The sequence below is a fragment of the Prochlorococcus marinus str. MIT 1013 genome, from assembly GCF_027359395.1.
Taxonomy (GTDB): Bacteria; Cyanobacteriota; Cyanobacteriia; order PCC-6307; family Cyanobiaceae; genus Prochlorococcus_B; species Prochlorococcus_B marinus_E.
This window is the reverse complement of record NZ_CP114778.1, coordinates 157,353-172,734: the sequence shown is the minus strand read 5'-3', so window position 1 is coordinate 172,734 and position 15,382 is coordinate 157,353. Positions and strand designations below refer to the sequence as shown.

Genomic DNA, 15,382 nt, shown 5'->3' with positions numbered 1-15,382 from the left:
AATATTAATTAACTAATTAACTAAGCTTGCTGAAATCGGCAATCTTCAAAGATTGATTTCTAAGGATTGTCAGTAGATTTAGTCTGTTATTTCTTAGATTAATATCATCAGTCATAACCATTACACTTCCTTCTCCATCAAAAAAGTTGGCTAAAGTTTCAGCACTTGAGACTAGACCATCAGCTAATAATTTATATTTAACACGATCACAATTTATAGCTAGAGGTTTTAATTTCTCCAAAACATTAAACATTTCGATTTCACAATCCTTCTCAAATAGTGATTTATTTACAAAACCTGAAGGATCTATCACGTCTTTAGGGATAGAACTTTTAGCTGCCAACTTAGAGGCTCGAGTTACTACAGCTTGCAACAAATTAAGTGTATTATTTTTCCTCATTTCCATTAATAATGAAGATCGAAAATTAACGTCAGTTGGATCATCCAATAATTTTGATGTTGAAGTTGTATCTCCTGCAATTGCCTGAATAATATCAAAGTCAATATTTTTCTCTTCTAATAAACTAATAATTCTTTGACGAAAGAATTCCTTTAACTCACTAGAAAGACAACTTATTTCAAAAGGGAGAGAAGGGAAAAGTTGCTGCCAAAAACTTAGTGAATCATTTTGTATTTCATTAATATTTAATTGCCAATCTTTATTCCATAAAATCAATAATATTCCATTAGCAGCTCTTCGCAGGGCATATGGATCAGACGAGCCAGAAGGTCTTTCTCCCTTAGCATAGATACTGAAAAGCAACTCAAAACGTTCAGCTAATGATACCGCATTACCAAGGTCGTTTGATGGGAGAGAGTCAGAAGTTCCTTTGGGTTTGTAATGTTCCAAAACACCCAGGCATACATCTCTGGATTCACCCTCATGAAGTAAGTATTTAGATCCAATAGTTCCTTGTAATTCTGGAAACTCGCCAACCATATTGCTAACTAAATCATGCTTGGAAAAATGTGCAACTCTCACAGATTTCTCAATATCCTCTTTATCAAATTTAAGTTTTGATGTCAATAATTTAGTAAGCCATTCTATCCTATTTACTCGCTCATATAAAGAACCTAATCCTTCAGCAAAAGTTACATCTTTTAATTTATTAATACGTGAAGAGCTATTAATTAATAGATCTGACTTTATGAAAAATGATGCATCAGAAAACCTTGCCTTTAATACTTTTTCATTACCTAAAATAATATTTTCTTTTGCCAAAGATAATCCATTACTAATACACAAAAAACTAGGAAGTAAAATATTTCTTGAGTCTAGTGATAATGGATCAAACTCAATATTTAATTTGTTATATAAAGGTATGTACCTTTGATGAACCTTCATCACTGTGGACAACACCTCTGGAGGTAAATCTAGGAAAGATTCATCAAAACTCCCAGTCACAAGTAAAGGAGACTCAACTAAATCCGTCAGCTCATTTAAAAGGGGTTGCGTCAGATCAGGCTTAACTTTTTTATTTGTTTCGTGATTAAGAACTAAATCATTGATATTTAAAAGGCGACTATTTCTGTCAACTATTACTCCGACCTCCTCCAATTGATCAAAATAAGTTTTCGCATTCTTTATCTCTAATGTTGAGCCATGCAACCTATGTGGTCTTGAGATATTACCAATTTTAATTTCTGGATCGCACCCTAAAATTCTAAAAGGTAAAACCTCTGAATCAATCAAAGAAACAATCCAACGGATAGGTCTAGAAAAGCGAAAATCACCTTTGCCCCATCTCATAAACCTTCTTCCTTGAATTTTGCTGATCCATCCAGGTAAATAGTCAGCCAACAAACTCGCAACGGGCTTGCCTTTCTCAATTAATTTAGCGAAAACAAATGAACCCTTTGGCGTTTCTCGAACCTCTAATTTTTCAGGAGGAACGTCATATCTTCTAGCAAAACCAATTGCTGCTTTTGTAGGTTCTCCATCATGAAAAGCTTGAGAAACAGGAGGACCTTTTCGTTCTAAAATATTATCTTCAGAAAAAGGAGCAATCCCTTCAATCGTTAATGCAATTCTTCTAGGAGTAGTAGTAACTCTTATTTCACTAAATTTTATTTGAGAAGAATTCAAGTCGTTATTTACATTTAACTCAAGCTGCGAAATAACAGATTCAGCCAAATCAGCTGGTAGTTCCTCAGTGCCGATTTCTAAAAGGTAAGTAGACAAAAAGATTTCCTTATGTTCTTAAATAAGATTAGATCTTAATTTGAATTACTTCCACATTCTGTGTCCTAGGAAAAATTTTATATTCAATGAATGGATATTTGTTCACTCATGGTTTCATTTGAACAATTAGGCACTAAGCAACACGAAAAATGATACAGTGTAGGTACCAGTGTAGGTACCAGTGCCTAAGATCATAAAAATACCAGGAAGATCGGGTTTTTACCTCAGGGTTGCTGTACCGAGGGGTAAATTAAGGGATGCTTTTGGAACATGTGATGTAGTAAAAAAAATAGGCAATACTAAAGAAGAAGCAGAAGAAAACATAAGCTCAGCAGAAATAGCTATTCAACAAAAGTTCGATGAAAAGCTCAGAGAAGAAGAGACCAAACAGATCAACAAATCCTTACCAAAGGGAATAAGAATAGAGGCTATTAAAAATAGTAATTCAAAAGAATCTCCAAAAAACATTGAAAAAGACTTGAAAGATGCTGGATTTAGTAATGCAGCTATAGAAGCTCTGATGAATTTCGAGGAAAATAGAAGTCCAAATGTTGAAGAAATAGAAAAGACTATTCCATCGCCTTGCATAGCTAATAATTCTCCTAAATCGAAATTTGAACAATTTAAAGCTGATAGTAATTACTTAAATGAACCCCTACAAAGTGAATTATTAAACGACAGCGATCACTTTACAAACGACGCAGTACAACTTTTAAAATTCCATGGTAGTTATCAACAAGATGATCGAGAACATAGAAAAAGAGGCGGCACAGGTAAAGATTGGCAAATGATGCTGAGGCTAAGAAATCCAGCTGGTTTGGTCCCTGGTCCCCTATTTGTGGCATTAGATGATCTCTCTGACCGACTAGGGAATAAAACGCTTAGAGCGACGACTCGTCAATGCTTCCAAATGCATGGAATCAAAAAAGAGAATATTAAAGAAGTAATAGGAACAATTGTGAAATCAATGGGATCTACCCTCGCGGCTTGTGGAGACGTCAATAGAAATGTAATGGCTCCAGCGGCCCCCTACGAAAAAGGATCTTATCCTGCCGCTAGAAAATTAGCTAATGATATTGCCGATGTTTTATCACCCCAAAAAGCAGAGAAAACCTACATTGATTTATGGGTTGATGGCGAGATGAAATATGCTATCAAGCCAACCTCTGAAGTCAAAAAGAACAGAAAGCTTCAACGAAATCCTGGTGTTTTTAGTGGTGACAAAAATGAACCTTTATATGGTGCAACCTACTTACCAAGAAAATTCAAATGTGCAACAACAGTGCCGGGAGATAACTCTGTGGATATTCTAACTCATGACATAGGTCTAGTGACGTTCACTAATGCAAAAGGAGCTATAGTTGGATGTAATGTCTATGTAGGAGGAGGTATGGGTAGAACACACAACTTAGATACGACATTTGCGAGGACAGCAGATCCCATCGGTTTTGTAGAAGGAAAATACATATTAGAGCTTGTACAATCTATTCTCGCTCTTCAAAGAGATTATGGAGATAGAAAAACTCGAAGACACTCAAGACTTAAATATGTTTTGCATGACATGGGTGTCGATTGGTTTAAGAAACAGTTAACAACGAAATATTTTACGAAAAAGATTGGCACCTTAAGGAACGAAGGGAATACAATACTTGAAGACTATTTAGGCTGGCATCAACAATCTGAGAAACTATGGTTTGTTGGACTACCACTATTATCAGGCAGGCTTAATGGAGAGGTGAAGAAAGAGCTTAGAAATATAGTTGAAAAATTCGCTTTGGATGTGCGTTTAACTCCCAACCAAGATTTACTTTTGTGTAATATTGGTAATTATCAAAAAGCCAGTATAAAGAATGCTCTGATTAATATTGGTTTTAATAATCCAGGAAGCCCCGAGCCAATAGCTAGACATGCAATGGCTTGTCCAGCTCTGCCGTTATGTGGACTAGCGATGACAGAGGCAGAAAGATTTTTACCAGAGCTCTTGAAGCGAATAAACACTCAATTAAAAAAACTAGAGATTAATAAATCTATATTGGTAAGAGTTACAGGCTGTCCAAACGGTTGTGCTCGACCGTATATGGCAGAGTTAGCGCTAGTTGGTAGTGGTCTAAATCAATACCAACTATGGCTTGGTGGTAGCACTAATTTAAAAAGGTTGGCAACTCCATATCTACAAAAAATGCCTATCAATGAATTAGAGAAGACATTAGAGCCTTTATTCCTTAGCTGGAAAGATACTGGAAATTCATCTAGTCTTGGAGATCATGTGACTAAACTTGGATCTAAAAGTGTAATGTCTTTACTTACCTCAAGTGCAGCTCCATAAATAGCATTACCTTTCTTAGTTAACCAAGACCATAACTGATCTCCATAGCTAAAATGCCACCATTCGTTTGGGTGTTGAACAAAACCAGCCTGTTCCATAACTGAAAACAAAAGAGATCTTCTATCCTGAAAAACCTGATACTTTGATAAAAGCAACTTAAAAGAGTCTTTCTTATAAAAGTCAGGCCAAGATTCAGGTCCGATAAAATCTATTTCTCCACCTAGATCTAATGGTTTATTAGTCATATCAGCAAGTGTCAGATCAATAGCAGCACCTGTACTGTGGGGAGGCGGCGTAAGAGGATCAGAAGATGGTTTTGCCCAGAAACGGCCAACCTCCTCAATTACATCATTAATCTCTTCATTAACAGAAAGATTATTAATATCAATCCCCTTCGACTTGCAAGTTTCTTGGATAGTGTGATTAAACATGAATTTTTGGACAGATATAGGTCTCCAAGCATCAAACAAAGCCAACTGTACTTGTGGATTAATCTCAGAAAGATGTTGTTGCGCACGAATCAATCTATTTAAAACACTTCTACGTAAAACCCATGGATCTGCTCCAGTTAAATATGGAGCACCTAACGACATATAAGGATGAGGTGTTAAACGAAATATGGATTTTGGAATAGAAATTAAAGGCTCATTACATTCATCTATTTTGATATTATTCCAAGGTCTCAACTTTATCATTTGTAGAAGGTATAAGTATAAAATTTTAATCGCTTAAAAATTATTTATTAAAGTCTACCCAAAAATCAAGTGAGTTCAATAGTAAGGACTTTTCAAAAAGTTAGTTTAATTTATTACCAATTCTCAGTTTCTCCCACTGTTGTTTTATTAGCGAACGAAGAATAGAGTTATTTGAAAGAACAGGGTCAGAATCTAAAATTTTTCGAGCCTCATTCCTTGCAAGTTCAAGAACATCAGCATCGTCAGCTAATGATGCCAGGGCGAAATCAGGCAACCCCGATTGTTTAGTACCTAAGACTTGTCCTGGTCCACGAAAACGCAAGTCAATTTCAGAAATTTCAAATCCGTCATTGGAATTAACCAAAACTTCCAATCTTTGTCGAGATAGTTTGTTTTTATTTTGATGACTCAACAGACAATATGACTTAGAGGCCCCCCTCCCAACACGTCCCCTTAATTGATGCAATTGAGCAAGTCCAAAACGATCAGAATCTTCTATTAGCATTACACTGGCATTTGGAACATCAACACCTACTTCTATAACCGTAGTAGAAACTAGTATGTCACTTTTTTTGTTAAGAAAGTTCCGAATGACCTCTTGCTTTTCTATACCTTTCATTTTTCCATGAAGTAATTCAACAGTAAAATCTGAAAAGATTTCAGTAGACAATTGATGATGTACGTCAATAGCTGAGCTGAGTTCAAGTTTTTCGGATTCTTCAATTAAAGGTAGAACAACATAAATTTGATGTCCTTTATTGATTTCACTCCTTATTAAATCATATGCATACTTTTTATCTTTAGGTGATATCAGCTGGGTATTGATGGGAGTTCGACCAGGAGGGAGTTCATCTAATTGACTAATATCAAGATCACCATGAAGAGTAAGTGCGAGGGTCCTAGGGATGGGTGTAGCAGTCATCGTTAGCAAATGAGGTTGTAAGCCTTTATTCAAAAGTTTGTTCCTTTGCTTAACACCAAAGCGATGTTGTTCATCTACAACTACAAGACCAAGTCGTTCAAAAACAACTGGATCTTCAAATAATGCATGAGTTCCTACAAGAATTTTTGTAGAGCCATTTACTAAATCAGTAAGAATTTCTTTACGACGAGACTTGGGAGTAGAACCAGTTAACAGATCTACGTTTAATTCAAGCTGAGGAATCCATTTGCTAAGTGTTTGATAGTGTTGTGTTGCAAGCACTTCAGTTGGTGCCATAAAAGCACCCTGCCATCCTGATTGAACTGCAGTGAGGAGTGCTGAAATAGCGACAACTGTTTTACCACTTCCAACATCGCCTTGTAATAGTCGCGACATTGGTTCGGCTTTGACTATGTCTAATTCAATTTCCTTCAAAACCCTTTTTTGAGCATCTGTGAGGGAGAAAGGAAGAATATTTAAAAACTTACCAACCAGGCTATTACTACTTAGCTCAATACTTAATTTAGGAGAATTAGATTTCTTATGTAAATCACGTCTTAAAAGAAGACTAAGCTGCAACAATAAAAACTCTTCGAATACAATTCTTCTTTTTGCTTTAGCTAAAGTTATTGAATTCTCAGGATTATGAATACGGAAAAAAGCTTCTTGCTTCGAAGGTAGGTCTAATCTTTTTAATGTATCTTTAGGGAGTGGCTCCTCTATTTCAGATGTCAAATAAAGAATCGATTGGACTAGATCTCTGAATTTATCAGAAGTAATTCCTTCAGTTAAAGAATAAACAGGAAATATCTGACCAATAGTTCTAGATTTCAAATAATTATTAGGACTATCGATAATTTCTATTAAAGGATCATTTAATGATTTACCATATCTACTTTCCTTAACGAGCCCACTTACCGCAACAGTTGCGCCAACAGCGTACAAACTTTGCTGAGATTTTACATACGAAATACTACTATTACGACGTCCTGCAAAAAATCTAGTAACTTTCATACCTCCTGTCTTATCTTTTATAAACAACTCAAGAATTGAAAGATTTGGATTCTTAGGACTTTTAAATGAACTACATCGTCTAATTTTTGCGACAATAGTTACATTCTGACCTGCATGGCTTTTATCAATAGTTTTCAATGAAGTGTAATCAACATAATCACGAGGAAGATAATTTATGAGATCACGAATTAAAATAAGACCCAATGAAGATAATCTCTCAGCTTGCTTTGGGCCCACACCTCTAATAGCAGAAATCGAACACCCTAAACTTAATGAATCTGTCGAAGAACTTTTCTTATATAAAATAGACTCATGAGATCTTCTTATCTTTAATTTTTTTGAATCTACTTTCTTTTCAGCTTCTTGATATTTGTATAGATCATGTAAAACATGTCTGGACTTAGCTATTATTCTACGTCTCTCATCTATAGACATATTTGAATATCTTTCATAATCCAAAGCTAATTTCTTTAATTTAGAAAGATCATTCTCACTAAAAGCTATGGAAGGGATACTTAATAAATACCCACTTACAAAATAAGAGAATTTACTTGTTCTCCCTTGAATATTAGTAAACCCGTGATCAACTTCAACTGTTAAAGCTTGTTGTAAAGATCGAATCCAGGTTTTTAGTTCACCCGATTTACTATCAGGAATAGCTTTTAAATCATTACTACTTATATTTTTGTTGTATCCTTCCACCATTCTTTATTAATCTCATCTGCTAAGGAACGACCTTGCCAATAACGTTGTTGTTTAATCATACCCAAAAGTACATTTTGATAATGTTTAATATTAATTCTATTTTTCCTAAGTCTTGGATTATCAAATTCCATATCCGAGGGGGTGATTAGCAAGCAATCGATATCTAATCCTCCAGAACCTAATGGATTATTTGTTGGTAATTTAAAAGTAAGAATATTAGATATAGATTTAGAAGAAATTAATTGGCCTGATAAAGCCGCATCTAAAATATTAATTGGGACAAGTGTATTTACCAAGCCTGATTTTAAAAGTTCAGTATTAATGGAATGTGAAAGATCACGCAATCTTCGAACTAAAGCTGTATCTATAGAAATCATCCACTCATATAAGCCAATTGGTGATTGTGGTAGAAATCGATTATTTTTCACATCTTCATAAAGATTAGACTCATTAGATGAAGCTTGTATTTTTGAATCTGAGTCACTTGAATTAGATTCATCAGTCAAAGCAAATATTGACTGTAAAATTTCAATATCTTTCCTTTTTAAATTAAAAGTATCAGAATTCTTGTCATCATCTTTTAATGAATGATAATCCTTACTTGTATTATCAAGTAGATACTCACTATTTGATATTTCACTTTTCACATAAGATTCTTTATCATCTATTGAATATGGAGCTTTTATTTCTCCATTCCATCCTTCAGTAATTGATAAGTTCTCCAGTGGCGGAATTAAGCTTATATCAATTGAATTAAGTTCGTTAAATGATTCGGATTTTCCCGAATTATCTTTCATATTAGGGTTATTTGATATTTCATCTTTAGCATTATTGAAATTACGAATATTTTCTTCCTCAATTTTCTTTGACAATTCATTTAAATGTTCAATTGTTATAAGAGAGATATTTTCCGAAACTAACTTATCAATTATAAACTGAAATTTTTTTCTTGATCTTACTGTTGAAAAGCCAAAATCATCTCCAAGCCTATCAGTAATAAGAGAGAATAATGAAGTTCTTATGGTTTGAGGAAGAAAATTTCTTAGCTCCTCAAGATAAAAAGAATTAACCCTATATAGATAAGGAGATATATTCTTACATTTTTCTTTTAATAGACTTATTTGATCTAAAGGGTCAAAATCGGGATCAAATAAATGCTTATTTCCAGACAAGATTAACCTGAAGTCATAGATGCAACCTCTTCTGCAAAGTCAGGTCCTTGTACCTCAATCCCCTCACCAAGAGTATATCTAGTAAATCTACGAACTTTTATATTTTCCCCTATTTTACCAGCAACTTGTTTTACCAATTCTTCAACATTTAATGAACTATCTTTTATAAATGGCTGTTCCAAGAGAGCCATTTCTTTTAATCTCTTTCCAATTCTTCCATCAACAATTTTAGCTTTTATTTGATCAGGCTTGCCTGAAAGATCATCTCTGCCCATTTCTATTTCTTTCTCTTTATTAGCAATTGATTCTGGAATTTGATCAACACTTACATATTCAACATTAGGACAAGCAGCGACTTGCATAGACAGATCTCTCAATAAACCTTGGAATAAATCTCCTCTCGCAACAAAGTCAGTCTCGCAGTTCAATTCAAGAAGGACTCCAACTCGAGAACCTGTATGTATGTAACTTCCAACAGCACCCTCAGCAGCTACTCTGCCTGATTTTTTTTCTGCACTAGCAATGCCTTTTTGTCTTAACCACTCAATAGACTTTTCCATATCACCCTTATTTTCAATTAGGGCTTTTTTGCAATCCATCATTCCTGCGGATGTCTTATCTCGCAGTTCTTTGACGAGTTTAGCTGTTATATCCGGCATTTTAATTTGGGGTAACGAGAAATAAGGTAATAAGAATCTATCAAATAAATTTATTTTAACTACTCATTCGGGCCATGTCTCCCTTCATTAATAGCATCAGCTAATCTACCCAAAACAAGTTGAACAGATCGGACAGCATCATCATTGCATGGTATCGGAATTTCACAAAGATCTGGGTCGCAATTAGTATCAAGCATTGATACCAGGGGGATATCTAGTTTTCTAGCCTCTAGAACAGCATTTGTTTCTCTCCTTTGATCAACTAAAACGACAACATCGGGCAACCGTCTCATTCCTTTTAGACCGCCTAAATATTTTTGCAGTCGTTCTAATTCTCTACGCAATACGGCTCCCTCTTTCTTGGGGCGCATTGCGATAGCACCACTTGATTCCATTCTTTCAAGATCTTTAAGTCGATCAATTCTCGCTTTCATGGTTGTCCAATTGGTAAGCATACCTCCTAACCATCTTTGATTAACGTAGGACGCGCCGCACCTGATAGCTTCTTGAGCAACAACTTCGGAAGCTTGTTTTTTAGTGCCAACAAAAAGAAATCTTTTACCGCTTCTTGCTGCTCCTCTTGTCCATTTATAAGCACTGTTCATACAAACAGCGGTTTTTACCAAATCAATAATGTGTACTCCATTACGAGCAGAATAGATGTAACGGGACATCTTAGGGTTCCACCTTCTTGTCTGATGCCCAAAGTGAGCACCAGCTTCCATCATCTCTGAGAGAGAAACTACAGCCATGTTTTTTTTGTGGGTTCCGGGTTCGCCTCCACCCGACAGGGATAAATTAAATCTTGGTTAAACAATCAAAATTTAATTTATCACCCGAAACAATCAGGTGTGCGGTTTTAAATTGCACTACTAATCTAACAAATCATGGCTCACCGAAGTCCAATTAATGATGCTTCTCTAAAAATTTGTCTCACTCCAATCAAATTAAGAGGAAGTCTTAACAATTCCATAGCCAAACCAGACTGACCATTCCTGATTAAAACAGCCAAGAGAGGTTTAAGAGTTTTTGTATTAATAAGTCCACCAAGAGTTAAAAATTCCCAAAGACAACGATGAATAAAAGTATATTGAATAATAAACTTTACTCTCAAAGTTGGGTGCTTGCGATAAAAAACCAATCCCATCTTTGCTCTCTCTTTTTCAATTCGAATCAAATCAGGAATTTGATCAAGAGCTAATGCTGGGTGCCAATGATATCCAATAGCTTTTGGACATTTAATAAGCTTTACTCCCATATTTCTTAGCCTTTCTCCTAATTCCAAATCTTCCCAACCATACAGTCGAAAAGAAGGGTCAAAAAGCCCAGATAATTCTAATACCCTTTTATCAATAGCAACATTTCCAGTAGCAAAGTAAGCCCAAGACAAGTCTTGTAGTTTAAAAGGTTCAGAATTTGGGTAAGTAAAATTAGAAGTGTTAATTACAGATCCATAGGTAAAGCATTTTCTATTACCAATTTTTTTCCAAGCCTTTAGTAAGGATTCAACATGGCTCCTAAGGAAATACTTGTCAACAACCAGATCACTATCAATAAAAACAATTAAGTCACCTTTTGACTTGTTTACTCCAAGATTTCTTCCTAGAGCTGGCCCCCCATGGTCTTGTTCAAAAAATCTTAGGTGGGGAAAAGTCTCGATATTATTTCTTAGCCAATCAATAGTCCCATCAGTTGATCCATCATCTACAATTACAATCTCGTAATTGTAGATTTCTTCATTCCAGATTTGATTTTCTAATGCAATTAGACACTTTCTTAGTATAGGAAGTCTATTGTAAGTCGGTATAACAACGCTAATTAACATCCCAAATTAAAAAATAGAATTCAAGGTTTTTGTTCAAACTCTTTAAATTAAAAGATTTAAAAAGAATATTTTCTGATTTGAATAGAAATTATTAATCAGCTGCTCCACCGTTATTTGCAGTACCTGTAACACCGTTACCTGCTCCTTCTCCCCTACCATCATTGCGAAGCTTACGCTTCTTAAATTTCCTTGCATAAGCCCTATTTCTCTCTTGCTTCTCTTTCTTAAGATTTCGTCTTTTGGACATGCTCAGTTCCAACAAATTTTATATCTATCTAATTTACTAAACAGAGGGCAATATTTGGCCATCTTCCATTCTCAAGAGACGATCTGCTACATCCAAAATTCTCGGATCATGAGTAACCATCAACACTGAACAGGATTGTTCTAAAGCTAGTTTTTTTAACAAATCAACAATTTCTCTACCAGTTGAACTATCTAATGCAGATGTTGGTTCATCTGCTAATAGTAATTTGGGTCTAGCGGCAAGAGCTCTGGCAATGGCAACTCGCTGCTTTTGGCCACCTGATAAATCTTGCGGCAGCTTAGATAAGTGGTCTTCTAATCCAACAGATCTTAACCATTCTCTAGACTGCGCCCTTCGAGCCTTGTATGAAAATCCATCTAAAAGGTCAGCACCCATTTGCACATTTTGTTCAGCGGTAAGACATCTCAAAAGATTGTGCCCTTGAAAAATCATTCCAATATTTTTTCTAAGATTCTGTCTAGTTTTTCTGCTGGCTCCAAAAAGTTGTTTACCAAATACTTTAAGGTCACCATCTTGAACTTTACGAAGAGCTCCAATTAAGGTTAAAAGAGTAGTTTTTCCACATCCCGAAGGTCCCGTAAGTAAAACAACCTCCCCAGGAGAAATTTCCATTGATATGGACTGAAGAACATGCCTTCTCATATCTCCATGACCATACCAGTGATTCAAAGAAGCAATATTTAAAGTATTATTATTCATATTTGTCATAAATTATTTAAATATAAAAACATACGATTTGTTCATCAAAATATCTCAGCAGGATCTGCATCAGCCAATTTTTTCATAGCAGCTAAAGCTGAGCCCATGCACATAAAAAGTATCAAACAAAATATAATTGATGCTCTACTAAAACTCATTTCAACAGGTAATTTAGTTGATGATCTAACCAAAGCATATAAAGCTTGCCCTGAAATATAGGCAGGAATATATCCCATAATTGATAAAATGAATCCTTCTCTAGCTACAACTCCTAATAGGCTCCTTAAGTTATATCCCATAGCCATTAGGGTTGCATATTCAGGCAAATGATCACTTACATCACTATAGAGAATCTGATAAACAATTACACAACCAACAATAAATCCCATTGCAGCACCCAAGGTAAAAATAAATCCAATCGATGTACTACTTTTCCAATAATTCTTTTCAAAATCTATAAATGATTTCAAAGACATAACTTTAACGTCACTAGGCAAACTTAAATTCAAAGAACGAACAACCTTCTCAACATCAGATCCCTTCTTTAACCTTACTAAACCAATTTCAATACTTCCTTTAGGATTCCCTGGAGATAAATCTAAATATGTCTCACTGCTAGTTATTAAATTTCCATCAGCTCCAAAGGAAGGACCTAAACTAACTATTCCAGAAACTCTTACCCTTTTACCTGCAACTTCAGTTTCAACTAAACGCCCTGATTTAAACCATAAAGATATAGGCCCAAATTCATCTCTGGAAAGATCATCAAACAAAACTCTTCCTTTATTTTTTAGAGTTTCAGCCTTTCTTTCGAAATCAGAATCAATTAATAATGGATTACTTGGCTCAAAACCTAAAGCAAGAATAGATCTTGTTGATAAATTTTCAGGATTTCGCCAAAGTAAAAAATTCCAATTAACAGCTGTTGTTCCTAAAACGTCCTTATGTGCCATGGCTTGAACTAATCTTCTTCGAGGGAACCCACTCATGCTTATTGAACTTTTTGAGCGAGGACTAATTAAAACCAGATCTGCGTCAAACAGCTTATGAACAGTAACACTTGCGTCAAACAACCCATCTCTAAAACCTAATTGCATAAACATCAAAATTCCTGCGAATGCAATTCCTGCGATAGCTACCAATATTCTCAAAGGTTGTCTTGTCAGCAAAAGCCAAGCAAGAGGTATTTTTCTTTGTTTTAAAAGATTATTTAAACCCACTACGGCAGAAAACGAGCAATCACTTTCATTCCAGTTAGATGAGAGACCTTTTTAGCTGATACATTATCAAGTTTTACTCTAACCTCAACAACTCTTGAATCAGCATCGCCAGTTGGATCCGTTGAAAGCACTCTTCTTTGCCTGACTTGTGGACTAATCAAACTCACTTGACCTCTTAAAGACCCTTTAAATCCACCATTCTCACTTATCAAATCAACATCTTGACCTAATTTAACTCTATCTATATCGGATTCATACACTTCAATAAGCGCTTCCATTAATTGGTTAGCGCCAACATTGATTACACCAGACGAATTTGGTCTCTCACCTTCACGAACTAAAATTTGCAGAACAATACCATCAATTGGACTTTTTAATTGTGTTTGTTCTAAATCAACATTAATAGCATCGATGGTAGATTTAAGCTTTAAAATACTAGTCTCAGAAATAAGCAAATCATCTTTCATCTTGTCTAAAACAATTAGCGCAACTGCACCTTTATCAACAAGAGTTTGATATCTATTGATTTCCCTTTTTTTTATACTGATTTGACTCATTAATATATTTAAATTAGCCTGTGCAGATTTTAAATTAGCTTCAAGTTTAGGACGGTTATCAAAAATAGCTAAGATTTGACCCTTGATAATAGATTCACCCTCACGAATTAATAATTTAGATAGTCTTGGCGTGCCACCCTTAGCACTACTTGGAGCTGCTAATTTTCTTACTTCGCCAAGAGGATTCAATTGTCCTAAAGCTGCTACACCTTCAATCCTATCAACAACTTCAGTATTATTGATAGATTGATTTGCATCTAAATCTTTATTATTACATCCACTAATTGAAATCAAAAACAAGGGAGTAATGCCTAGAGAAAAAAGGAATTTATAAGATAAATATTTAAACATAACTAACATTCAAAAAGGATTTTATTGATATATTTATCAGCCCAAGACGAACCAAAGAATTTAGTTAAGATACCCCTGGTCTTATCATTAAGTTTCTGATTTGAGCAATATCGTTTTTGATAACTAAGTCTATCCATTGTATCCAACGAATTAATATCGTCAGGTTCTACTCTAGCCAGTAAAGATAATAATAGTGATAAATATTGATCAATGAGTTTTAAAAATAATTTTTCTTCGAGAAAATCAACTGGACGAATAAAGCATACATACGGAGAAAAGATACATCCCCATTGTGGAATCTTTCCAGGTTCATTGAATTTAGGGAATTTTATTGATCTCAATTGAGCAATCAGGGAATCAGGCAAATGTTTCCCAACAGGGGACAAATCAACAATTGCGGCAGATATGTTATTTGAATTAACTACCAAATCAGCACCATATATGGGTAGTTCGTAGCATGGATCAGGGAAAAAAACACAATGCAGTATTTGCAATGATTTTCCAAGCATTGCGACTTCCAAATGAATTTTCCTAAATCCTTTTGCTTGATAAAACTCGTTGGTAATAAATAATTCCTCCTTATTTAGGTTGCTATAAATTTTGCTGGACTTGGGGTCAATGTTTAAAGGTTCAACATCAGTCAACGAATTGATTCTATTTTTGATAAGTTCGAAAGCCTCAAGCAAAAGAGGATTCAATTTACTTTGAGTGCTAAAAACTGACTTCAAAACCAGAACTCAAGGCTAAAAGGGTTTGAATAAGATTCATAGAAACTGTTTATATATAA

Annotated in this window: 13 protein-coding genes; 1 reads left to right on the top strand and 12 read right to left on the bottom strand. The window is 34.9% G+C overall.

Annotation, left to right across the window (positions count from 1 at the left end):
• Nucleotides 1-16 precede the first annotated feature (16 nt).
• Entirely contained in the window at nucleotides 17-2,182 is a 2,166-nt protein-coding gene (gene glyS, locus O5633_RS00885; protein WP_269610124.1) for a glycine--tRNA ligase subunit beta, read from the bottom strand.
• A gap of 520 nt (nucleotides 2,183-2,702) precedes the next feature.
• Between glyS and O5633_RS00880 the strand changes: the two genes are divergently transcribed.
• Entirely contained in the window at nucleotides 2,703-4,508 is a 1,806-nt protein-coding gene (locus tag O5633_RS00880) for an NADPH-dependent assimilatory sulfite reductase hemoprotein subunit (RefSeq protein ID WP_269611287.1), read from the top strand.
• On the opposite strand, the gene O5633_RS00875 is transcribed toward O5633_RS00880, so the two are convergent.
• The 11 genes from O5633_RS00875 to O5633_RS00825 form a co-directional block, all read right to left on the bottom strand.
• Nucleotides 4,445-5,200, bottom strand: a complete 756-nt coding sequence (locus tag O5633_RS00875) for a M15 family metallopeptidase (RefSeq protein WP_269611286.1) — start codon at nucleotides 5,198-5,200, stop codon at nucleotides 4,445-4,447. The genes O5633_RS00880 and O5633_RS00875 overlap by 64 nt on opposite strands.
• 103 nt (nucleotides 5,201-5,303) lie before the next feature.
• Entirely contained in the window at nucleotides 5,304-7,844 is a 2,541-nt protein-coding gene (gene recG, locus O5633_RS00870; RefSeq protein WP_269610123.1) for an ATP-dependent DNA helicase RecG, read from the bottom strand.
• Entirely contained in the window at nucleotides 7,817-9,016 is a 1,200-nt protein-coding gene (locus O5633_RS00865) for an adenylate cyclase (protein WP_269610122.1), read from the bottom strand. The genes recG and O5633_RS00865 overlap by 28 nt, the downstream gene beginning before the upstream one ends.
• Nucleotides 9,017-9,018: 2 nt before the next feature.
• Nucleotides 9,019-9,675, bottom strand: coding sequence for a translation elongation factor Ts (tsf, locus tag O5633_RS00860; protein ID WP_269610121.1), 657 nt, complete (start codon nucleotides 9,673-9,675; stop codon nucleotides 9,019-9,021).
• A gap of 59 nt (nucleotides 9,676-9,734) precedes the next feature.
• Nucleotides 9,735-10,427 carry a 30S ribosomal protein S2 gene (rpsB, locus tag O5633_RS00855; protein WP_011293691.1) on the bottom strand — a complete coding sequence of 231 codons (693 nt, stop codon included), beginning with the start codon at nucleotides 10,425-10,427 and terminating at the stop codon, nucleotides 9,735-9,737.
• 140 nt (nucleotides 10,428-10,567) lie between these two features.
• Nucleotides 10,568-11,500: a glycosyltransferase family 2 protein gene (locus tag O5633_RS00850; RefSeq protein WP_269610120.1), complete on the bottom strand. Its 933-nt coding sequence runs from the start codon at nucleotides 11,498-11,500 to the stop codon at nucleotides 10,568-10,570.
• A 91-nt stretch (nucleotides 11,501-11,591) separates the two neighbouring features.
• Entirely contained in the window at nucleotides 11,592-11,747 is a 156-nt protein-coding gene (locus tag O5633_RS00845) for a hypothetical protein (RefSeq protein ID WP_011293689.1), read from the bottom strand.
• Nucleotides 11,748-11,783: 36 nt separating this feature from the next.
• Nucleotides 11,784-12,476, bottom strand: coding sequence for a DevA family ABC transporter ATP-binding protein (locus tag O5633_RS00840; protein WP_269610119.1), 693 nt, complete (start codon nucleotides 12,474-12,476; stop codon nucleotides 11,784-11,786).
• Nucleotides 12,477-12,511: 35 nt separating this feature from the next.
• Complete coding sequence (gene devC / locus O5633_RS00835) at nucleotides 12,512-13,687, bottom strand: ABC transporter permease DevC (RefSeq protein WP_269610118.1); 1,176 nt, start codon at nucleotides 13,685-13,687, stop codon at nucleotides 12,512-12,514.
• Complete coding sequence (locus O5633_RS00830; RefSeq protein ID WP_420063618.1) at nucleotides 13,687-14,604, bottom strand: efflux RND transporter periplasmic adaptor subunit; 918 nt, start codon at nucleotides 14,602-14,604, stop codon at nucleotides 13,687-13,689. The genes devC and O5633_RS00830 overlap by 1 nt, the downstream gene beginning before the upstream one ends.
• Nucleotides 14,598-15,323, bottom strand: coding sequence for a phycocyanobilin:ferredoxin oxidoreductase (locus O5633_RS00825; RefSeq protein ID WP_269610115.1), 726 nt, complete (start codon nucleotides 15,321-15,323; stop codon nucleotides 14,598-14,600). The genes O5633_RS00830 and O5633_RS00825 overlap by 7 nt, the downstream gene beginning before the upstream one ends.
• Between the last annotated feature and the right edge of the window lie 59 nt (nucleotides 15,324-15,382).

Excerpts from the sequence above, each read along its gene's own strand:
- O5633_RS00880 (WP_269611287.1), top strand. The coding sequence starts at position 2,703 with ATGAATTTCGAGGAAAATAGAAGTCCAAATGTTGAAGAAATAGAAAAG.
- recG (WP_269610123.1), bottom strand. The coding sequence starts at position 7,844 with ATGGTGGAAGGATACAACAAAAATATAAGTAGTAATGATTTAAAAGCT.
- tsf (WP_269610121.1), bottom strand. The coding sequence starts at position 9,675 with ATGCCGGATATAACAGCTAAACTCGTCAAAGAACTGCGAGATAAGACA.
- rpsB (WP_011293691.1), bottom strand. The coding sequence starts at position 10,427 with ATGGCTGTAGTTTCTCTCTCAGAGATGATGGAAGCTGGTGCTCACTTT.
- O5633_RS00850 (WP_269610120.1), bottom strand. The coding sequence starts at position 11,500 with ATGTTAATTAGCGTTGTTATACCGACTTACAATAGACTTCCTATACTA.
- O5633_RS00845 (WP_011293689.1), bottom strand. The coding sequence starts at position 11,747 with ATGTCCAAAAGACGAAATCTTAAGAAAGAGAAGCAAGAGAGAAATAGG.
- O5633_RS00840 (WP_269610119.1), bottom strand. The coding sequence starts at position 12,476 with ATGACAAATATGAATAATAATACTTTAAATATTGCTTCTTTGAATCAC.
- O5633_RS00830 (WP_420063618.1), bottom strand. The coding sequence starts at position 14,604 with ATGTTAGTTATGTTTAAATATTTATCTTATAAATTCCTTTTTTCTCTA.